Source organism: Specibacter cremeus, assembly GCF_003946885.1.
GTDB lineage: Bacteria > Actinomycetota > Actinomycetes > Actinomycetales > Micrococcaceae > Specibacter > Specibacter cremeus.
Map to the genome: position 1 here is coordinate 73624 of NZ_RWKQ01000009.1, position 21270 is coordinate 94893.

A 21270-nucleotide genomic window follows, 5' to 3' on the forward strand; every position below is an offset into this window, starting at 1 on the left:
TCCAACCGCGACAAAGTACCATCGTCGAAGGCAACTGGTCAGTACGTCACGAACAAGCATTTCAGGCCCCTCTCCCACTTGTCGATGTTCGTTTATTCCACACGTGATCGCCCGGCCGCAAGGACCTTGATGCGATTGAGACCTTGTTTGCCGCCAACTCGCAGCACCGCCTTCTTGACAATGGCGCGGGCGAGTTCCCGGCCACCTCGCATGGGTGCGCGAATTGCCAGGTCCACCGCCATCGCCCGGCGCGTCGGCGCCGTCACACCATCGAGCCCGTGGACAAACAGGTCCCGGAACGGCTCTGGCCGCACACGCGTCCCCCGGACCCGGTTGCTCACATTGCCGCCGTGGACGACCTGGAGCCAGGCGGGCGGACCGCCCACGGAACGCACGGCCATGGTCTCCCCAAGGCGGTTGTGCCAGTCCGCCCAGCACGTCACCGGGTCCGTCCAGCTTTCGCCCACGGACACGAAGGCATTGTGGTCGTCGCGGCGGCGGAAGAGTTCGTCGCCGGCCCTGATCAGGCCATGGGCCAGGTAGATCGCGCAACGGTTCCCGTCCACGGCCTGCTGCTGGATGCGTTCGACGAAGTCGAGCGAAACGGCATCGTCGTTGTCGACATTGGTTGTCAGCAGGATGTCGGCGCCGGCTCCTGTCACGGCGCGGAGATCGGCCAGCAGTTGCCACCGGGGAACCGAGTCCCGATAGAGGGGCGTGAAACTGCCGTCGCTGGACAGGTCGGCCACGCGTTCCTTGAGCCATGGCGGGCTCTGCGTGTCAAAATAGATGATCCAGCTGAACCCGGTCACCGTTTGCCCCAGCACCGCCGGCAGGCAGTAGCGTTCAAAGAGCTGCTGCCTGTCCCGCAGCCACCCCTCCTTGGCGCGCACCAGGCTTTCCACACCCGGGGTGGGAAGGTTGAAGCGGGTCAGCAGGACGTGGTCGATGGTTGGCTTCATATTTTCACCTTGTAGATGTGGTAGCTGAATTCATGGTCAAATGTGTCGGTGAAATGATTCGTGCCATCGACCGGCAGGGACCGGCCTTCGCCAACGACCTCGACACTCCGGCCGTGAATCTCCGGCGGGAGTTGAAACGACCGGTTGCCCGGATCCGAGGAGCCGTCGATCATGGCGAAAATGTAGGCATGGCCATCGTGGGCCTTGAGCATGGTGTCAAGGCCGGGACCGAACCGCCACTGGTACGACTGGGTGTTGATGACCGGCGCCAGGGAATGGATGACCCCGTTGACGTCCCGGACGGCAGCGACCTGGGCCGACCCGCAAAATCCGGGAAACACCTGCGCGTCACGGAAAACATTTCCCGACTGGCACGGGCCGGCCAGGCTCTGGTTGAAATAGACGATCCCCCGGGCCTCGTGGATGATCGAGTTCATCACCGCCCCCTGCAGCTGGCCGGGGCCAATGTAGCCGCCGAACGTGTCCGGCCGGTCGGCACCGGTCATGTTTTCCACGAACGCCCACAGCGGCTGCAGCTTGCCGTCCGCCGCGTCGCGCTCGCGCAAGGCCGTCACCGTCTTGCCGTAACTGGAGGCGGTGCGGCAGCGCGCCGCCGGGATCGGAACCACCAACACGTTGCGATACGGTCTCTGCGAACACTGCGGAATCGTGTACCAGTACTTGTCCACCGACACCACGTCGGTGTAGCCATTGACGTACTGTTCGGAGTCGGCCGACGGCAGATCGCTCTCCACCACCATGGCGGTAAAATTGGCGTAGGCAAAGAGCCCGGCCGGGGCCTGCGCCGACAACTCCCGAAGGTGGTTCCGTCCGGCGGCCGGCGCAAACCGGCCATCGACCTCGTCATCAAGGAAGTAGCCCACCCAGCTGCGGCTCGCAGCCGTGAACGACGCGTTGAGCTTCCCACCTATCCAGTACATCCCCGCCGAGTCCAGCAACGACGAATCGACGGTCGGCGGCATGCCGACGTACGTGTTGATGCCGAGGGACTTGTCGAACGCGGTTTCACTGGCGTTCGAGACGCTGTCGTACCAGGCCACGACCGGAAAGAACGCCGGGTCCGTCCAGCCCCCGGCCGCCGCCTTCGCGAAGCCCCGCCAATAGTCCGGGCCGCCTTCCCACGGGATCCGCGGCAGTGAAAGTCCGTCCGCGGCGGGGTCGCTGCCGGGCCGGGGCCCGGCGCCGGTGCAGGCCGTGAACAGGAATGCCGCCGAGATGAGGACGGCCAACAGCGGCGCCTCCAGCCGCCCGTGCCGGGCGCCCGGCCACGCACTGCCAATCATGCCCGGGCCTCCGCGATGAGCGTGAGCAATTGGCGCGCCCGCGCATCCCAGGTGTGCCGGGCGGCAAATGACTGACGCGCCTGCCGGTCCCGCGCGGCGCCCCCGACGGCCAGCGCGGCATGGACGGCGGCCACGAATTCTGTTCGGGTTCCGGCGGTCCGGACCAGTTCGGTGTCCAGCCACCGGGTCGCCGGCAGATCCGTGGACACGACCGGCAGGCCCGCAGCCAGATAGTCCAACGTCTTCACGGGGAAACTGGACCGGTTGAACTCGTTGTCGGCGTAGGGGGTCAACCCCACGGACAGGCGACGCAGCCGGGGCCACAAGTCCTGTTCGGTGACCTCCCCCACCCAGGTGACGCGCGGCTCGGCCAGGAATCGCTCCAGGCGCCGCCGGGCGTCCGGGTCGCGGACCTTGTTCGGGCCGATCACCTCGATGTCGATGCCACTGGCGGCCAGTTCATCGAGCAGGTCGAAATCGAGGCGTTCATTGAGTTGCCCGATGATCCCTGCCGCCAGGCGCGGGCGCACCACGTCGCCGTCCCCGGTGACCGGGGAACACCCGTTGGGCAGCACCGTGACGATGCGGGCGCCGTGGGCTTCCGCGGCCGAGGCCAGGTACGGCGAAACGGCCGTCACGATGCCGGCCCGGGCAATGTTTCGGGCCAGGATGGCTTCAACCCGCCGTCGCGACAGGCCCATCATGGCGGCGCCGGCCGGCCAGTCGTCGGTGATGTGCAGCACCCGGACGCCGGTGAGGCCGGCCGGGAACTCGTCGCGCGGCGAGAGCAGCAGCGTCGCGATCGGCTCCACGCCGAGATCGTCGACGGCCGCGCGGACGGCACGGCCCAGCAAGTATGACGCCGCGCGCCGCAGGGCGGGGCGGGTGAATCCCGGCGGCGCGGCGAAGCGGAGCCTGACCAGTCCGGGCCGCAAGCAGTCGAGGGCGTAACCCGGCGGTATCGGCGGGCGCTGCGCCGCCCGAGGACCGGGAAACGGCATCGGCGGATCAACCCAGAGGACCGGCACGTGGGCGGTCATGGCCTCGGCCAGGCGATGGTCGGTCCCGCGCGTGTTCTCCCACCGGCTGCCGGCGAGCAGGACGATGGCCCCGCCGTCGTCCGCGGTCATGACCGTCCCCGCGGGGTCGCCGGGACCGGGCCGGCGGCCACCGGCACCGCGTTGAAGTCGTCACGGGCCGGACGGCGGCCGCCGGGCCATCTCATCCTGCCCAGGTTGTAGGCGGTGAAACGCCCGCCGGCCACTGCCGCGTGTGCCAGCCGCCCGCCTGCGCCGTCGCGCACTGCCCTCGACCGCAGATAGAAATCGGTGAGCCGGCCGGCGGCGCCGTCCAGGGAAAACCTGTCGCAGACCGTGTCGCGGGCGAACCGGCCGAGCCGCTCGCGCAGCTCCCGGCTGTCCCTGAGCTCCCGCAGGTGGCCGGCCAGCCGTCGGGCCGCATCCTGGGGACCAGGACCCGAGCCATACCATCCCTGCCACAGGAATTGCGGCAGGGATTCGGGGGCAAGGACCCGCCAGTAGCCGTTTTCGCCTTGGACGATGAGCGGTTTGCCGAAGGCCATGGCGCGCAAAGCCGACCCGCCCATGCCGATGGACACGTCGGCCACGGCGTACGCGGGTCGGGGGTCTGCCAGCTCGCCCGTCAAGACGATTGCCCGCCTGCCGAGCTCCCGGTTCACGCGTTGCGCATGGTCGCGGACCTGTGGCGCGGCCGGCCCGGTCCCGGCAATGACCAACTGGACCGGGAACTCGCCATCCAGCATTGCCACCGCCTCGATGGCCGTCAGGATCCCCTCAAGCTTCATCTCGTGTGCCAACCGGGAGACGATCGAGACCGTGAACGCCCGCCCGTCCAGATCCCACTGCCTCCTGAAATCATCGAGTCCGGGATCGAGATCGGGCCGATTCAGCGCCGTGTCCACCGGCGGTTCCATCAGCTCCACCCGTGCGCGGCCAAACGTCCGCTCCGCGTCCGCAATCTGTTCCGTGCCCACCAGTAACGGCACGTTGGCCGGGATGAACGGCGCGACGGACATGGACAGGACCGTGGAGACGGCCACGGCCGCCGACCGCCCGCGGCAGGCCAGAACGGCCTCCAGCGTCGGCGGCCACTCATAGCCGTGGACGATGTCGACTTCGCGCCGGCGCACCAGCGTGCGGAGGCCGTGGACGATGCCGGGAGTGGGCCTACGGTGCACGGCCGGGGACTCGATGAATTCCAGCCCGTGCGCGGCCACGGCCTCGACCAGGGGCCCGGCCTGGCCGTACACGATCACCTCGTGACCCAGGTCGCGCACTCGCGCGGCCAATTCGATCGCGTTGAGCTGGCTGCCGCCAATGTTCATGTCGTGCGGATAGGTCACGATTCTCACGCCACGGCCTCCTTCGTCCGCCCCCAGCTGCGGATGGCCACCAAGTCGGCCCTGCGCAACGCAACCAAAACCACCATGGCCACCGTTCCGACCCCGGTCGCCGCAAGCACCGCCAGGAACGGCGAGCCGATGGTCCGGGCAAACAGGTAACTCATCCCGGCAACGGGGACGGCAACGGCACAGGGCAGCCATATCGCCGAGGCCAGGGCGGCCACCGTAAATCCATGACGCTTGAGCATGCGTAGGTAGATGGGCAACACGATCAAGGCGGCGACGCACAGCGGCGCGGCCGCCAGCCCGGCCAACCCGGCCCACGCGGCCCCCCAGATCAGCGCCGGGAGCAGGGCGGCCAGCCAAATCAGCTGAACCTTGAAGATGGCTCCGGAAACACCGAGGACCACCAGGTAGTCATAGATGAGCTCAAAAAAAATCCGGAAGGCGGCCAGGGCGGCAAGCCAGGTCAACGCAACCGCGGCCGACGCCCACTGCGCCCCGTACACGAACCTGACCAGCGGCTCCGCCGCACCGGCCATCACGGCCACGATCGGCAGGACCGCCGCGGCGACCACGCCCATGAGCGAGAGCATCGCGCCCCGCATGGCCTGCGGATCGTGCTGCAGGTTCGCAAACACCGGCGGGGCGACTCCCCGCAGCGGCTGGGAGAAGATACTGGTCGGCCAGCCGGCAAGGTTGAACGCCAAAACGTAAAGCCCCAGCGTGAGCGCCCCCAGCATCTTGCCCGCCACGATCTGGTCCGCATACCCGACGGCGAACACCACGATGCTCGAACCGGCCAGCGGGAGTCCGAAGTTCAGCAGGGGGCGCAGCTTGCCGCGGTCGAACCCGAGGCGGTACGGCAAGGGCGAGTAGGCGATGAACAAGACGGCCGATACGACGCTCGCCGCCACCCGCCCGATCGCCAGGCTCATGGCACCCATCCCGGAAAAGACCAGGACCACCGAAACGATCGCGCCCAGCCAGACGTTGACCTGGTCGATCACCATCCGGGTCCCCTGGCGGAATCCTCGCTGCAACAGTGCCGCCGGCGTGGCCACGGCACCGTTGACCACCACGCAGACCGCCATGACACGCACAACCGACGTCGCCGCCGGGTCGCCCATGGCGGTGGCGAAATACGGGGCAAGAAGGTAGGTGGCGGCAAAGATCAGGGCGCTGCTGCCCAGCGAAACGCTTGTCACGGTCGCCGCGATTTCCTTCGGATCGCTCGGCCAGCGAACGATGGCCAGGCTGACGCCCAACTCATTGAAACTGAGGATGGCGATCAACGCGACGAATGCGACGGCATACGTGCCAAACTGCGCCGGCCCGAGCATGCGCGCCAGCAGGATGCCGATGCCGATCGTGCCGACCCGCGAAACGAGCGTGTTCAGGATGCTCAGCAGGAAGGCCCGGGACGCGGTCGGGGCCGCCCGCTTCCCGTCTCTGGCGCGCACGGACACTGACATCCGGTTCACCCGCCGTGTACGGGACGGCGCAGGGCCTTCGCCAGCACATGCACGACCCGCTCCTGCTCGTCGGCCGTGATGTGCGGGGACAGCGGCAGGGACAGGATCCGCTCCGCCGCCGCCTCGGCGACCGGGAAGTCCCCCGCCCCGTGGCCCAGATAGGAGAACGCCTTCGTCAGGTGAACGGGCGTCGGATAGTGGATGCCCGCCCCGATCCCCGCCTCGTGCAGCGCCGCCAGCGCCTCGTCCCGGTTCTCGACGCGCACCACATACAGGTGCCACCCATCCTCGTTGCCCGGGGCCGATGACGGCGCCGCCAGCCCCGGAACGGCGGCCAGCATCCGTGCGTAGCGACGGGCGGCCGCCCGGCGCCGGGCGTTCCAGCCGTCAAGCCGGCGCAGCTTCGCATCGAGCACCACGGCCTGGACGGTGTCCAGGCGGGAGTTCATGCCCACGACGTCGTGCACGTACTTGACGCTGCTGCCGTGGGCGCCCAGCTGGCGGACGAACGCGGCCAGGTCCGCATCGTTTGTCGTCACGGCACCGGCGTCGCCGGCCGCGCCCAGGTTCTTGCCCGGATAGAAGCTCGTGGCCGCGGCCCGGCCGAACGAGCCCGCCGTCCGGCCGTTGCGGCGGGCGCCCTGCGACTGGGCGGCATCCTCGACCAGCGGAATGCCCCGCGCCGCGGCGATCTCGGCCAGGGCCTCCATGGGCGCGACCTGCCCGAACAGGTGCACCGGCACGATCGCCTGCGTCTTCGGACCCACGGCGTCGGCGACGCGGTCGGGGTCGATCAGCAGGTACCGAGGGTCGACGTCCACGGGCACGGGCACGGCGCCGATCCTGGCCACGGCCTCGGCCGTGGCCACGAACGTGTTCGCCGGCAGGATGACCTCCCCGCCCGGCCGCACCCCGACACCGCGCAACGCCAGTTCGAGCGCGTCCGTGCCGTTGGCGACGCCCACGCAGGCCGTGACCCCCACATAGGCCGCGTATGAGCGCTCGAACCGTCCAACCGCCGGTCCCCCGATGAACGCCGCCGAGGCGAACACCTCGTCCAGCTCCGCCCTGATGTCGCCGGCTATCTCGGCCTGCTGCGCCGCCAGGTCCACGAGTGGTATCTGCCCCATCTCAGGCCCTCCTTCCCATGGTGCCGTCAATCCGGCGGACCGCCGAAGGGTACAGGGGGCGGGCCGGCACGCCGGCCCACGTTTCGCCGTCGGGCACGTCGGTGACGACGGCGGCACCCATGCCGACCACCGCCCCGACGCCCACGGCACAGTGTTCACGCACGGTCGAGTTCATACCCAGGTACGCGCCGCGGCCGATCCGCACGCCCCCGCCCAGCGACACGCCGGCCGTGAACGTGGCGAAGTCGGCCACGACGTCGTCGTGCGTGAACGTCACCCCGGGCATGGCGACCACGTGGTTGCCCATGCGCACGCCGGCCGTCAGCACCACGTTGGCCAGCAGCACGCTGCCCGAGCCGACGAAACATCCGGGCGACACGACGGCCCGCGCGTCCACTATGGTGGCGCAGCGGTCCGGGCCGATGCCCAGCAAGGCCAGCCGGCCCGCGATGGCCGCCCGGTCGGCGCCCTTGCCGGCACACAGCACGAATTCGGCTCCCCGGTGCCGGGCGGCCGCGGACACGGCTCCCAGCACAGGCACCCCGTCAATGACCGCGCCGGCCAGCGACGGGTCGTCGTCCAGGAACCCGATCACGGTGTGCTCGCCGGAGCGGCGCACCGAGGCGAGCACCTCCCGTGCCAGCCCGCTGGCCGCAATGAGGACAAGTCCGGTCACGGCGATCAGCCCCGCCCGGCCGCGACAAGTGCCTCGACCACGCGGTCCTGGTCGGCCTCCGTGAGCTGGTGGAACACGGGCAGGATCAGCGTGTTGTCGGTGAGCCGTTCGGTCACGGACAGGTCGGCCGTCCCGGTGTCGCGCCCGGCGTAGGCCGGCTCCCGGTGCGATGCCATGATGCCGCGACGCGCGGAGATCCCGGCCTCGGCCAGGTGCGCCAGCACGCCGTCCCGGTTTCGGCCGAACCCCGGGAGCACCTCCAGCCAGAACGACTGGAAATTGCTGGTCCCGTACCCCGGATCGCGGGACAGCCGGAACCCCGGCATGTGGGCCAGCAGCGCGGTGTACCGGGCCACGAGCTCGCGCCGCCGCCGTACCGCCGCACCCAGCCGACCCAGTTGCACGAGCCCCACGGCCGCCTGGAGATCGGTCATCCGGTAGTTGAAGCCGATCTCCCCGTACTCCTCCTGCGGCGCCAGCACGGCCGAGTGCCGGTCCGCCGCCGACGCGCTCATGGCGTGTTCGCGCAGTCGTGCGGCGCGCTGCGCCCAGTCGCCGTGCGCGGTCGTGAGCATGCCGCCCTCGCCCGTCGTCAGGATCTTGCGCGGATGGAACGACCACGTCGCCACCTCCGCGCCGGCACCCACCGGACGGCCCCGGTACGTCGAGCCGGCCCCGCAGGCCGCGTCCTCGACGACGGTGATGCCGAGCGGGTCGCACAACGCCCGGATGGGGTCCAGGTCCACGGGCATCCCGCCCTGGTCGACCACGATGACGGCCCGGGTCCGGTCGGTGAGGGCCGCCGCGATCGTCGCCGCGCTCACGTTGCCCGTCTCCGCCTCGACGTCCGCGAAGACCGGACGCGCACCGACATAGGTTGGCGCGTTGGCCGTCGCGATGAAGGAGAAGGAGGGTACGACGACGTCGTCCCCGGCGGATACGCCGGCCGTCACCATGGCGAGGTGCAACGCCGTCGTGCAATTCGACGTGGCCACCGCGTGACCGGCCTGCTGGGCGGCGGCGAACGCCGCCTCGAACGCGGCCACGCGCGGCCCCTGCGCCACCCAGCCGGAGGCGATGACCTCGGCGACGGCGTCCGCCTCCTCCGTCCCCAGCCACGGCTGCATCACGTTGACGCGCGGCAGGCCCACAGCCAGGGTGCCCAGGTCCGCGGCGCTCACGGCGCGACCCCCGTCAGCGACCGGCCGGCGGCGATCTCCTCGCGCAACGGCAACCACCAGTCGACCAGGGCGCGCAGTCCGTCGTCCAGCGACGTCGTCGCCGTGAAGCCGAGGTCGCGCCGCGCGGCCGCCACATCGGCCAACCGCCGCGCCACCCCGTTGACGGCGCGCTCGGGGCCGTGCTCCACGTGCAGGTCGGAGTCCATGGCCCGCAGCAGCGCCTCGGCCAGCCCGAGCAGGCTCGTCTCGGCGCCGCTGGCGATGTTGTACACGCCGTCGCGCACGTCGCCGGCCGCGGCCAGGATGTTGGCCCGCGCGATGTCCTCGGTGTAGACGAAGTCCATGGTCTGGCGCCCGTCGCCGAAGATCAGCGGCGGCCGGCCATCGACGATGCGCTCCATCCAGCGCACCAGCACCTCCGTGTACAGGCCGTGCACGTCCATGCGCGGGCCGTACACGTTGAAGTAGCGCAGAATCACATAGTCCAGCCCCGACATGGCCCGGAAGCTGCGGGCCATGCCCTCATTGAACGACTTCGCCGCCCCGTAGAACGTGTCGTTGTTGTGGTGGTGGTGGCGCTCAGTGGTGGGGAACTCCTCGGCCATGCCGTACACGGACGCGCTCGAGGCCGCCACGACCTTGTCCACCTTGTGCTCGGCCGCCGCCTCGAGCACCGTGAACGTGCCATCCACCAGCACCTCCAGGGCCAGCCGCGGCTCCTCCGCGCACTGGGTGATGCGGATGGCGGCCTGGTGGAAAACGACGTCCTTGCCGCGGGTCAGGTCATGGACCAGGTCGCGGTCGCGCAGATCCCCGTCGACCAGCCGGACTCGTCCGCCGGCCAACGCATCGGCCAGGTTGGCCCGCCGCCCGCGCACCAGGTTGTCCAGCACGTCCACATGCGCCACACCGGCGTCCAGCAGCTGGTCGACGATCGTTGAGCCGATCGTGCCGGCACCCCCGGTCACCAGGACATTCGCGCCATTCAGGTTGCTCATCGTGTTCCCTCCAGTTGAACCTCGACGTTTGAGGTGGGTCGTGCTTGGCCGCCGGCGGCGACGCTGGCGCTGGCGGCCTCCAGCACCTCCAACACCCGCAACCCGGCGGCACCGCTGGTGCGCGACGGGCGCCCCTCGCGGATGCTGGCGGCGAACTCGGCCACCATGAGTCCGAGCGCCTCGCGTTCGGCCAGCGCCGGTGACCAGGTGTCGCCGAGCCGGTACGAGATCGCCTGCGCCGTGCGCTGCGCCTCCGTCACGGCGGCCTTCTCGAAGTTGACGCCGCGGTCATAGATGCTGATCCGCTGTTGCGGATTCAGGTCGTCCCAGACCAGCGTGCGCCGCGACCCGCCGATCACCATCTGGCGGATCTTCGTGGGGCTGAGCCAGTTGACGTTGATGTGCGCCATGGCGTTGTTGGGCAGGTCGAACATCAGGTGGCCCACGCACGACTTGCCGGTGCCCAGCGGGTCCGAGCCCTGCGCGCTGACGGCCCGGGGCCGCAGTCCGCCGGGCAGGATGAAGTCGATGATGGACAGGTCGTGCGGGGCAAGGTCCCAGAACACGTCCACATCCGGCTGGATCAGGCCGAGGTTGATGCGCACCGAGTCGATGAACAGGATGTCGCCCAGCGCGCCCTCGGCCACGAGCTCGCGGATCTTGATGGCCGCCGGCGTGTAGCAGTACGTGTGGTCGGCCATGAGCGTCAGCCCCGACCGGGAGGCGGTCTCGACCATGTCGAGGCCGAGGTCGGTGCCGGCCGCGAGCGGCTTCTCCACCAGCACGTGCTTGCCGGCCCGCAACGCCTGCAACGCCACGGCGTGGTGCGTGCGCGCCGGCGTGGCGATCGCGACCGCGTCGACATCCGTCTCGGCCAGCAGCTCGTCAAGGGAGGCGAACACCGGCACGTCCCCGAGCGGCCCGGCGATCTTCAACGCCCGTTCAAGATCGAGGTCGACGATGCCGACCAGGTCCCAATCGTCGGCCGCCTTGAAATTGCGGGCGAGATTGGGCCCCCAGTACCCGGCGCCGATGACCGCGGCGCGCAACCTGCCGCCGTCATGCGTGAAATTCAGTCGTTCCAACGGATCGGATGGTGAGACCATGGCTTTGCCGTTTCCTAGTCTGTTGTTGTGTGGGTCCACCGGCGGGTGCTCAATAGGCCCCGGTGGGTTCATAGACGGCCTTGACGGTGCGCCACAGGATGATGAAGTCCCCCGCCAGCGACCAGTTCTCGACGTAGTAGAGGTCCAGCCGCACGGCCTCGTCCCACGGCAGGTCCGACCGGCCGCTGATCTGCCACAGGCCCGTGATGCCCGGCTTGATGAGGAGCCGGCGGTGCGCGGGACGCTCATACCCGGCGACCTCGGACCGCAGCGGCGGGCGCGGCCCGACCAGGCTCATGTCGCCGAGAAGGACGTTGACGAACTGCGGCAGTTCGTCCAGGGAGAACCTTCGCATCCAGCGCCCGCACCGGGTGATCCTCGGGTCATGGGCCATCTTGAACAGCAGCCCGGCCCCTTCATTGCTGGCCCGCAACGCGGCCAGCCGCTCCTCCGCGTCGACGACCATGGAGCGGAACTTCAGCATCTTGAACGACTCGCCGTTGCGACCCACCCGTTCCTGCCTGAAGAACACCGGCCCCGGGCTGTCGAGGCGGACGATGAGGGCCAGGGCCAGGAACACCGGGGCCAGCACCACCAGTGCGAACGATGCCAGCATGACGTCCATGGCACGCTTGACGGCATGCTTGTGGCCGGAGTACTGCGGCAACTCGACGTGCATGAGCGGCAGCCCCTCAACGGGGCGCAGGTGGACGCGCGGGCCGGCCACGTTGGTCAGGCTCGAGGCGAGGACCAGCTCCGTGGCCATGTCCTCCAGGCGCCAGCCCAATTCCTGGATGCTCTGGGGACCGCCGGGCAGCTGGCCGGCGACGACGACCGTGTCCGCGCCGGTCACGGCCACGACACGCGAGATGTCGGCCATGGTCGACAGGACCGGCACCTGGTACCAGGGCGGACGGAATTCCATCTCGGCATCGAGCGTCGTCAGGGCCGCACCCGCCACATGATAGCCCGCGGACAGGTTCGAGCGCAGCTGGTCGATGACGTACTCGACGTCCGCCGGGTTGCCAAGGACCACGACGTCCGAGAGGTACTTGCCTTCCGTGCGCCGGCGCAACAGCCAGCGGCGGCAGAGCCAGCGCCCGGCAGGCAACAACACCAGTCCCAGCGGCAACGCGACGGCAAAGAAGCCGCGGACGATCTCGATGTGGAAGACGACCAGCACGATGGCCACGGCGCCGAACACCCGCAGCGTCGACTGCAGCACGCGCTTGTATTCCAGGGCCCCGACACCGAACAGCCGCCCCTCGCGGGTCCGGCAGAGCTCGAGGTCGAGGCCCCACAGCACGAAGACGAGGACGCACACCCAGAAGTAGGACAACTGTGAAACCGCCAATGAGGCCGCGTCGTCCATGCCGAAGCGCAACCCGTAGGCGGTGCTGATGGCGATGAGCATGAGCACGGTGTCCGTGATGCGCACCCTGCGGGCGTAGGAGCGGTGCCAGGGTGTGGCCGCCCGGGCGGAGCCACGGGCGGCCACGTCATCCCAGCTGGCGTGCCGGGGTCGTTGGTCCGCGGGCTGGCCGGCTGCCGGGCGTTGCGCATCGGCACGGCCGTAACTCGACGTCCCGAACGGCCGCACCACCTTGATTTCGCTCACCGTGGCCACCTGCCGGTCGGGGTGCGTCCCGTGTCCGCGGAACAAAGGGGAGCCGACGGCGGCTGGGGGAAAGCCTTGGTCTCAGAAGGCTTTTCCGCCGCCGGCTCCGATCGTGGAGCCCATCCGGTGTGGATGGGCAGGGGTCCGGGCATGGAAGCGCTCGACGCGTGGGAATCGAAGTCCTGAGGGTGCGCTCCGGCACGGAGCTGTCCGTGCCCGGATTCATGCACCACCGTGTGCTGGGAACCATACATTGGGGAGACCTTTTCCTGCTGTAGCCCGGTGGGATACTTCAAGTAAAGAGGGTCGACGGCACCCGTACACGGGTGCCAACTACTCGAATCGGCCGGCCCCGGCAGCCTGGGTCACGGGTGAGTACTCATCTTGGCCCTGACCGTTACTTGGTTTCACTGCGGACTACGTGGTCGGCGGCCCGTCCGGCACCCGGTTCCGGGTAAACGGCGGAGATCTCGTCCCGCCGGGAGATGCCCAGTTTGGCGTAGCAACGGTACAAGTGCCCCTCGACCGTGCGCACGGACAGGTGCAGCGCCGCGGCGATCTCCTTGTCCGACTTGCCGGCGCCGGCGAGCGTGGCGATCTCGTGCTCGCGGCGGGTCAGGGTCGCCGCCGGCTTGTGCTCCGGGTTGCCCACCGAAGCCGGGCCCGGCGCGGTCTCGATGCCCAGCTCCTCGCGGATGGCGGCCAGGTGCCGGCGCGCCTCATGCGCCAGGACACCGGCCCGCGTTTCCGCCGCGATGGGCAGCGCGGCCGAGAACGCCTGTTCCGCGAACCGCAGCAACCCGCCCTCGCGCAGCGCCTGCCCGGTCCGGACCAGCACCTCCGCGTCACCGCTCATCATGGCGTCGACGTAGCCGGCCACCGCCTGGGCCCACGCGCCCTCCATACCCGCGGCCACCGCGCGCAATCGCGGTGCAAGGTCGGCCGCGCCGAGCTCGTAGGCGAGCATGAGCGCGTTCAATTCGATCGTCAGGCAGCCTTGGGCGGCCGCCTCGTCGGCTTGCCGGAGCAACTCGGCCAGCCCGCCGCCGTCGTGCGCAAGGTATTCACGGCCGGCCGCCATGAACGCCCGCTCATGTGCGGTGACCAGGTACATGCCATGGCCCTCGCAGTAATCCGACGACAGCTTCGCGGCCAGCTCCGCCTTTCCGGCGGCGGCCGCCGTGCTGAACGCCATCGCCGTGCAGAATCCGAGCAGCTGCTGCGGGTCGCTGATGCGCAGCGCCTCGATGCCCGGCAGCAGGTCGTCGAGGGAGGCCTGGCGCAGCCCCTGGCGCATCGTGACCAGGCCGCGAACCACATTGGCGCTGCCACCGAACGACACGACCGCCGGGCCCGTGTCGACCGCAACGGACTGCAGGATCTCCTCCGAATCGGACCAGTCGCCGGCGCACAACGCCGCCGCCTGGGACCGGCTGATGATCATTTCGGGCAGGAAGAACACGTCGTGGTCCTCCGAATGGACTATCTCGAACGCGGCGGCCGCCTGCCCCTGGCCACGGACCGGGCGGCCCATGGCGCTGAGCCGTTCGGCGTCCATGGCCAGCGCCACCGACAGGTTCAACAGGTATTCGGGGTCCTTCGGGCGCGGCTCGGCGGCGAACAGCCCGGCGAGCAACGGCTCCATCTGCGCATACCGGCCGTCGCGCGAGAGCGCCATGATGTCCAGCAGGTCGGCCCGCTCACCGGTGAGCATCAGGGTTTCGGCGGCATGCTCCGGCTCCGCCGCGGCCAGATGTTCGCCCGCCAGCCGCAACTCCGCCGCATCCTGCCCGATCATCGCCGCCGGCTGGCCGAGCGCCGACCGCGTCGCCGCGCGCAGCAGCGACCCGAACAACAGTTCCGCCACGCTGCGCGCCTCCCTGGCACCGCCGTCGAGCAGCCGGGCGGCCTCGGCATAGTCGCCCATGTTGTAGCGCACGCGCGCCTTGACCATCTGGGCCCGCAACCCGTACTCGTCGCCGGAGATCGCCCCGACCAGGCGCAGCGCGACCGGGGCCTGGAACAGCTTGCAGGCGAGCACGGCGGCGCGCAGCAGTTTTTCGTCCGGCACCGTGGCTCCACTGTCCAGCGCCCACGTGACCCGGCGAAGGAGGGCCTCCGGCACGTACCCGTCCGTGTCGAGGCGCTCGATCAGCTGCCGGTGCAGCATGAGGCTTTGCGCCTTGGGCACCATGTCCCGGATGACCTCACCGTAGAGCGGGTTCGCCAGGCGCAGCAGGCTGGCGCCGGCGTCGGGGTCCCGGACCAGGCGCCGGTCGGCCAGTTCGCCGACAGCGTCGGCACCTAGCAACTCCTCGATGGTCGCCCGTTCGACGGGCTCGGTCAGGGCGACCAGGTTCAACGCCTGCCTCGCCTTGGCCGACAGGCCGCGCAGACGCTGGCGCACCACGTCCGTGAGGACCCTCCCCCGCGGATGCTCCAGGCGTTCGGCAACCCACATGCCCTTGGTCCGCACCAGCCGACCCGACTCGGCCGCCTCGGCGACAAGCAAATGCATCAGCAGCGGATTGCCGGCCGAGGCGGACCAGAAATGCCAGCTGCTCGTGGCGAGCACCGGGCCGCCGAGCATCTGGACACAGAACTCGTGCCCCTGCTCGTGCGACAACGGCTGCAACTCCAGCGCCTCGGCCATCCCCTTGTGCCACATCTGCGGCAGCGGTTCCACCAGGCTGTCGGCCGTGCGGTGCGACGCCACCAGGCTGGCGCTTCCGGACATCACCAACGACGTGACCAGTTCGGCGGTCGCCTGGTCGATGGCGTCCGCGTCGTCGATGATGAGCAACGCCGGGCGCGCGGTGCCGGCATGGTGGCCGGCGCCCTTGTCCGCGATGGCCGCGAGCAGGGCCCGGAGCACCGGGATCCCGGAGGGCAGGCCCCCCATCGTCACGCCGCGCAGGAACGGGGCCAGCACACCGTAGGGCACATTCGCCAGTGACGGGGTGCCATGGATCTCCAGTACCGGGGCGTAGGCGCCGACATGGTCGGAAACGGCGCGCAGCAGCGTCGTGGCACCAAGTCCGGGTTCCGATGCGACGAACACCGCGCGGCATTCCTCCGCGCCGACGATGTTCAGGATGTCGCGCAATTCATCCTGGCGGCAAAACGGATGGGCCAGCCCGTGCGCTGGACGCCCCTCGATCATTTCGTTCATGTGCGGCCGCTAGGGATCCTGCAGGTTTTCAAGTTCCTGGCGGGATGTGATCCCCAGTTTGGCGAAGATCTGGTAGAGGTGCCCCTCAACGGTGCGCACCGAGACGCCGATCCGTTCGGCAATGGCGCGGTTGCCGAGCCCGCGTTCGGCCAGCCTGGCGACCTGGATCTCGCGTTGCGTGAGCCGCCCCCCCTCGGTGCCGGGCGTCAGCGGCAGCACCACCACCCGCGCCCTGAGCCGGTCCAGCCGGTCCTGTGCCTCCCGGCCGAGCCGCTTGTTGCCCGCCTCCCGGGCCAGGTCCAGCGCCGTGACCGCGCACCGGGATTCGACGGCGAGCAGTTCCAACCGCCCCGCGATCCGCGCGGCCTCCAGCGCCGGCTTGGGGTCGCGGGTGCGGATGCTGCGGGCCAGCAGCACGTTGACGTCCGCCATCGGCCCCTGCCGGCGCAGCGACGTCTCCTCCAACTGGGCCAGTTCCTTCGCGCCGGCGTGGATGGTGGCCCCGAACAGCGACATCGACGCCGTGGCCACGCGCCCTGCCGCGATGTCCTCCTGCGCCGAATCCAGCAGGGCGCGCACAGCCGCGGGGTGATCGAGCCAGCGCAGGGCCATTTGCTGGAAGAACGATGAAATGGCCCGGTTGACCCACGCGGTGGGCGCGGTCTGCCGCTCGGCCAGGGCCAGATAGGACATGGCCGCATCCTCGTCGTGGATCTGCGCATGCGCAAACGCCAGCCCGGTGTAGGCCAGACGCATGAAGTTGCTGGTCTCGCGGACCTCCAACTGGGCCGCCGCGGCCAGCAGCACCTCGACGGCGGCCGCGCCGCGGCCCGCATAGGTATGCGCGATCCCGAGCGCCAACTCGACCACGCCGCCACGGTACTGGGACGTGTACGGCAAGTTGGTGAGCACATCCGCCAGCAGGTCGACGCACGCCCGCCACTGCCCCGTCCAGATCAGGCCAAGGACCAGGCCCTCGTTGTAATAGTCCTCCCGGCCCAGATGCACACCCCGGCCGGTGACCTCCGCCGCCACCCGGCGGGCAAGTTCGATTGCCTCAAGTTCGCGGCCCAGCACCGCCCGGCACACCACGAGCATGCTGGCACAGTTCAGCCGGAACCCCTCGTCGCCGATGAAGCGCGCGCCCTCCTCCAACTCGTCGACGATTTCAGCGAACCGGCCCAGGTGCAGCATCAACTCACAATGTGCCAGCCGCAGGTGCCGGCGCGCCGCGGCGCCGTCCGGCTCGGTCCGTCCCGTGCCGGCACGGACAAGCCGGGTTTCCGCCGCCGCGAGGACAGCCGGAATCCGGTCGTAGCCGCCGGGCACCCACAGCAGGGCACTGCACAGCGAGGCGGCCCAGGCGGCCCCGTCGGCCAGCGACGCCCGGGCCAGGTCCTCCGGCGAGACGGCCTCGAGTTCGTGCACGGCCCGCTCGTAGTCGGCCATGATGTTGTAGGCCCTGCCGCGTTCATGCACGGCCCCCAACCACAGGTCGCTCTCACGCGGAACCCTGGCCACACACCGCAGGGCGAGCAGCGGGTCGATCCGGAAATTCGCCATCCGTGCGGCGGCCAGCGCGAATTCGGGCTCCATCGGCAGTCCGGCGTCATGGGCCCATGCCGCCAGGGCGAGCGTATCGGGGACATCCAACGAGGTTTCCGAGGCTGCCGTGTGTTCGGTGATGTCCCGGAACAACGCAACCTTGCGCGCCGGGTCCAGCCAGCCGCGCACGATCTCCGCAAGATGACGTTCCCGCAGCGACACGACCTGCCGGCCCTGCTCGCTCACGTTCAGGTAGCCGCGTTCCTCCAGGGCGGACATGGTCTCGGCGCCCAACACGGAAAGCACCAGGGACAGGGGCGCCCGTTGCATGAGCGCCATCTTCTCCACGCCGAGGCGAACGACCTCGGTTTCACGTGACAACCGGCTGCGCACGATCTGGGTCAGCGCACTGGCGGACGTGAGGTTGATCGGCCCGTTGATGACCCAACGGTCCAGGTGCTGGCTGAGGTTGCCATTGGCGACCAGCTCGTTGAACACGGCGTGCACCACCAACGGGTTGCCGCCGGTGGCCTCAAACAGTGCCGTCAGGGCGGATTCCGTCGGGGGGGATGTGGTGGCTGCACGCAGCAAGGTGCCCACCTCGGCACGCGTGAAGTTCGCCAACCGGCGTACGTCCAGCAGGCCGTCCCGCACCAGCCAGACAAGGTCTTCGGGCAGGTCCGAGGCGTCCCTGGCCAGGACCAGCAGGCGGGCGCTGCGGCTCATGAGCAGGTGCATCACGACGCCCATGCTCATGGTGTCGATGGAGGGCAGGTCGTCGAGGACGAGCAGGACGTCCCGGTCCGCGGCTTCCGCTCGCAGGAGATCTGCGATGCCGTGGATGGTGCCCACGGCCGACTCGGCCGCGGCGGCGGGCAGCCGCGCCATGAGCAGGGACAGAGCCCCGTACGGCACGGTGGTCTCGAGCGGGCTGCCGAAGAGCCGTACGACGTGGGCGTCGGCAAGGTGTGCGGCCACCTGGTGGGCCATGGTGGACTTGCCCACGCCGGGCGGACCGATCAGTGCGGCGCCGTACATCTTCGGGTCCGCGAGGACGGCCGCGACGGCGGCCACGACATCCTGCCGGACATGGGACGACCATGCGTGCCGTTCCTCGGCACCCAAGGGCCTGCGCCCAGAAATCCTGCTACGCCCCATCCCCAATCGAGAAGGCGCGATCATTTCATGCGTCATGATCTGAGACCTCTACACCCGCGTATTCCCCCCCGGACGCCTTCGGTTAAGGATCCGGGACCGCGAATAATTGAGAGTGTAACAGCGAAAACCCCGGAACTGAACGGTTTTCGCCAATGCGCCCGTAACGTCTAGCGCACGCCGTGGAACCTTTGCTGGGCGGCGAGCAGGCCATCCGAGACGAGCAGCTCGACCGCGTCGGCCGACGCATCGACCAGGAACGGCAGGATCTTCGCCTCGGCGGTGCTGAAGTCCTTCAGCACGTGGTCGGCGGCTTCCGCCCGGCCGGGCGGGCGTCCCACGCCCGCCCGCACGCGGTAATAGTCCTTCGTGCCCAGCGTCCGGGAGATGTCACGCAGGCCGTTGTGCCCGCCCTCGCCGCCGCCCTGCTTGAGCCGGATGGTGTCGAACGGGACGTCGATCTCGTCGTGCACCACTATCACGTGGTCGGCGGCGACGTCGAAGAATTTGGCGAGCGCCGCCGTCGGACCGCCGGAGAGGTTCATGAACGTCTGCGACTTGGCCAGGATGAGTTTCGGGCCGCCGATGCCGAGCCGGCCCTCGGCCACGAGCGCGCGCGCCTTGTGCGTCTTGAACGACGCGCCGATCCGTTGCGCGAGTTCCTCGACCACCATGTAGCCGATATTGTGCCGGTTGCGACTGTAGCCGGGCCCGGGGTTCCCGAGCCCGACCACAAGCCAGGTGTCTGCCATGGGGAGGTGGCTACTCCGCGGCGGGTTCGGCGGCCGGGGCGGCCGGGGCCGCGGCTTCCTCTTCCTCGGCCGCGGCGGCGGCCGGGGCGGTCAGGTGCACGATCAGCATGTCGGGGTCCGTGAGCAGCTCGACGTTGGCCGGCAGCACCAGCGCGGCGGCATGCACGTGCTGACCGTCGCCCAAGCCCTCGATGCTGACCTCGATGTGGGCCGGCAGGTGGGTCGCGTCGGCGGACAGCGAGACGACGACTTCCTCCTGGTTGGCGATGATGCCGGGTGCCGGCTCGCCCACGACGACGACGGGCACGTCGACGACGACCTTCTCGCCCTTCTGGACGGTCAGCAGGTCGATGTGCTCGATGATCTGCAGGACCGGGTCGCGCTGGATGTCCTTGACCAGGGCCAGGTGCTCCGCGCCGTCGACGTCCAGCGTCAGCAGGGCATTGGCGGCGCGCACGGCGCGGACCGTCAACCGCTCGGGCAGCAGGATGTGCAGCGGGTCGGCGCCGTGGCCGTAGACGACGGCGGGGATCTGGTGGGCGCGGCGGGCGCGGCGGGCGGCGCCCTTGCCGAACTCGGTGCGGACTTCGGCGGTGAGCTTGTGCTCGGACATGGGTGTCCTCCTTCGGTTGGTGGTGACGAATGTGCTCTGGAGCGGCCTGCACATGGTCCGTCACCCGAAGGAGACTAGAACAGCCAGACCCAGTCGATCACGGAACGCGTGCGTTCCCTCGCCAAGGTGTACCGGTCAAGTTTAGCAGTGCCCGGCCGGTGGTTGAGCTTGTCGAAACCCCGGTGGTTTCGACAAGCTCAACCACCGGTTCAGGAGTTTCCGTCGAACAGGCTCGTCACGGAACCGTCCTCGAACACTTCCTTGATGGCCCGGGCGATCAACGGGGCGATCGACAGCACCGTCAACGTGTCGAAGCGCTTGGCGGCCGGGATCGGCAGCGTGTTGGTGACCACCACCTCGCGGGCGCCGGACTCGGCCAGCGTGCGGGCGGCCGGGTCGGAGAAGACGGCGTGCGTGGCGGCGATGATGACATCCTTGGCACCGGCCTCCTTGAGCACGCGCACGGCGCCGGCGATGGTTCCGCCGGTGTCGATCATGTCGTCGATCAGCACGCACGTGCGGCCCTCGACGCGGCCGACGACCGTCTTGGACACGGCCTGGTTGGGCACGGTCAGGTCGCGGCTCTTGTGCACGAACGCCAGCGGGGCACCGCCGAGCCGGTCCGCCCACTGTTCGGCCACGCGCACGCGGCCGGTGTCCGGGGAGACGACCGTGACCGGCTCGTTGCCCACCCGGGTGCGGATGTAGTCGGCGAGCAGCGGGATGGCGAACAGGTGGTCGACGGGGCCGTCGAAGAAGCCCTGGATCTGGGCGGTGTGCAGGTCCACGCTCATGATCCGGTCGGCCCCGGCCGTCTTGTACAGGTCCGCGACGAGGCGGGCCGAGATCGGCTCGCGGCCGCGGCCCTTCTTGTCCTGCCGGGCATACGGGTAGAACGGCGACACGACGGTGATGCGGCGGGCGGAGGCGCGCTTCATCGAGTCGACCATGATCAGCTGCTCCATGAGCCAGTTGTTCAACGGCGCCGGGTGGGCCTGGATGATGAACACGTCCTTGCCGCGCACGCTCTCCCCCGAGCGAACGTAGATCTCCCCGTTGGCGAAGTCGTATGCGGAGAGCGGCAGCAGTTCCGTGTCCAGCGTACGTGCCACCTCCTCCGCGAGTTCGGGGTGCGCGCGGCCGGTCGCCAACACCAGTTTCTTGTCGACGTTGTGGCTCAGTTCGCTCATGTGATCACTT

Annotated in this window: 16 protein-coding genes; all 16 read right to left on the reverse strand. The window is 69.5% G+C overall.

Annotated features, from left to right (window positions below):
* Positions 1 to 92: 92 nt before the first annotated feature.
* Entirely contained in the window at positions 93 to 962 is an 870-nt protein-coding gene (locus EJC77_RS05070; protein WP_125610490.1) for a glycosyltransferase, read from the reverse strand.
* A complete protein-coding gene (locus tag EJC77_RS05075) occupies positions 959 to 2266 on the reverse strand; it encodes a hypothetical protein (protein WP_125610491.1) in 1308 nt (435 codons plus the stop codon). Before EJC77_RS05075 ends, EJC77_RS05070 begins: the two co-directional genes overlap by 4 nt.
* Positions 2263 to 3396 carry a glycosyltransferase gene (locus tag EJC77_RS05080; RefSeq protein WP_125610492.1) on the reverse strand — a complete coding sequence of 378 codons (1134 nt, stop codon included), beginning with the start codon at positions 3394 to 3396 and terminating at the stop codon, positions 2263 to 2265. Before EJC77_RS05080 ends, EJC77_RS05075 begins: the two co-directional genes overlap by 4 nt.
* Positions 3393 to 4658, reverse strand: a complete 1266-nt coding sequence (locus EJC77_RS05085; RefSeq protein WP_125610493.1) for a glycosyltransferase — start codon at positions 4656 to 4658, stop codon at positions 3393 to 3395. The genes EJC77_RS05080 and EJC77_RS05085 overlap by 4 nt, the downstream gene beginning before the upstream one ends.
* The gene (locus tag EJC77_RS05090) at positions 4655 to 6112 is read right to left on the reverse strand and encodes an oligosaccharide flippase family protein (protein WP_240629789.1); all 1458 of its coding nucleotides are present in this window, start codon (positions 6110 to 6112) and stop codon (positions 4655 to 4657) included. The genes EJC77_RS05085 and EJC77_RS05090 overlap by 4 nt, the downstream gene beginning before the upstream one ends.
* A 17-nt stretch (positions 6113 to 6129) precedes the next feature.
* The gene (locus tag EJC77_RS05095; RefSeq protein WP_125610494.1) at positions 6130 to 7254 is read right to left on the reverse strand and encodes a DegT/DnrJ/EryC1/StrS family aminotransferase; all 1125 of its coding nucleotides are present in this window, start codon (positions 7252 to 7254) and stop codon (positions 6130 to 6132) included.
* A gap of 1 nt (position 7255) precedes the next feature.
* Positions 7256 to 7930: a NeuD/PglB/VioB family sugar acetyltransferase gene (locus tag EJC77_RS05100; protein ID WP_125610495.1), complete on the reverse strand. Its 675-nt coding sequence runs from the start codon at positions 7928 to 7930 to the stop codon at positions 7256 to 7258.
* 5 nt (positions 7931 to 7935) lie between these two features.
* Positions 7936 to 9057 (reverse strand): DegT/DnrJ/EryC1/StrS family aminotransferase, encoded by a 1122-nt coding sequence (locus EJC77_RS05105; RefSeq protein ID WP_125610513.1) that lies wholly within the window; start codon positions 9055 to 9057, stop codon positions 7936 to 7938.
* A 50-nt stretch (positions 9058 to 9107) separates the two neighbouring features.
* Positions 9108 to 10109, reverse strand: a complete 1002-nt coding sequence (locus EJC77_RS05110; protein WP_125610496.1) for an NAD-dependent epimerase/dehydratase family protein — start codon at positions 10107 to 10109, stop codon at positions 9108 to 9110.
* Positions 10106 to 11215: a Gfo/Idh/MocA family protein gene (locus EJC77_RS05115; protein WP_125610497.1), complete on the reverse strand. Its 1110-nt coding sequence runs from the start codon at positions 11213 to 11215 to the stop codon at positions 10106 to 10108. The genes EJC77_RS05110 and EJC77_RS05115 overlap by 4 nt, the downstream gene beginning before the upstream one ends.
* A gap of 49 nt (positions 11216 to 11264) precedes the next feature.
* Positions 11265 to 12833, reverse strand: a complete 1569-nt coding sequence (locus EJC77_RS05120; protein ID WP_240629791.1) for a sugar transferase — start codon at positions 12831 to 12833, stop codon at positions 11265 to 11267.
* 397 nt (positions 12834 to 13230) lie between these two features.
* On the reverse strand, positions 13231 to 16005 hold the full coding sequence (locus tag EJC77_RS05125) for a helix-turn-helix transcriptional regulator (RefSeq protein WP_125610498.1): 2775 nt from the start codon (positions 16003 to 16005) through the stop codon (positions 13231 to 13233).
* 9 nt (positions 16006 to 16014) lie between these two features.
* On the reverse strand, positions 16015 to 18624 hold the full coding sequence (locus EJC77_RS05130) for a LuxR C-terminal-related transcriptional regulator (protein ID WP_164520318.1): 2610 nt from the start codon (positions 18622 to 18624) through the stop codon (positions 16015 to 16017).
* 251 nt (positions 18625 to 18875) lie between these two features.
* Positions 18876 to 19457 (reverse strand): aminoacyl-tRNA hydrolase, encoded by a 582-nt coding sequence (gene pth / locus EJC77_RS05135; RefSeq protein ID WP_125610500.1) that lies wholly within the window; start codon positions 19455 to 19457, stop codon positions 18876 to 18878.
* Between the two features lie 10 nt (positions 19458 to 19467).
* The gene (locus EJC77_RS05140; protein ID WP_125610501.1) at positions 19468 to 20070 is read right to left on the reverse strand and encodes a 50S ribosomal protein L25/general stress protein Ctc; all 603 of its coding nucleotides are present in this window, start codon (positions 20068 to 20070) and stop codon (positions 19468 to 19470) included.
* Positions 20071 to 20279: 209 nt separating this feature from the next.
* Entirely contained in the window at positions 20280 to 21260 is a 981-nt protein-coding gene (locus EJC77_RS05145; protein ID WP_125610502.1) for a ribose-phosphate diphosphokinase, read from the reverse strand.
* Positions 21261 to 21270: the final 10 nt, after the last annotated feature.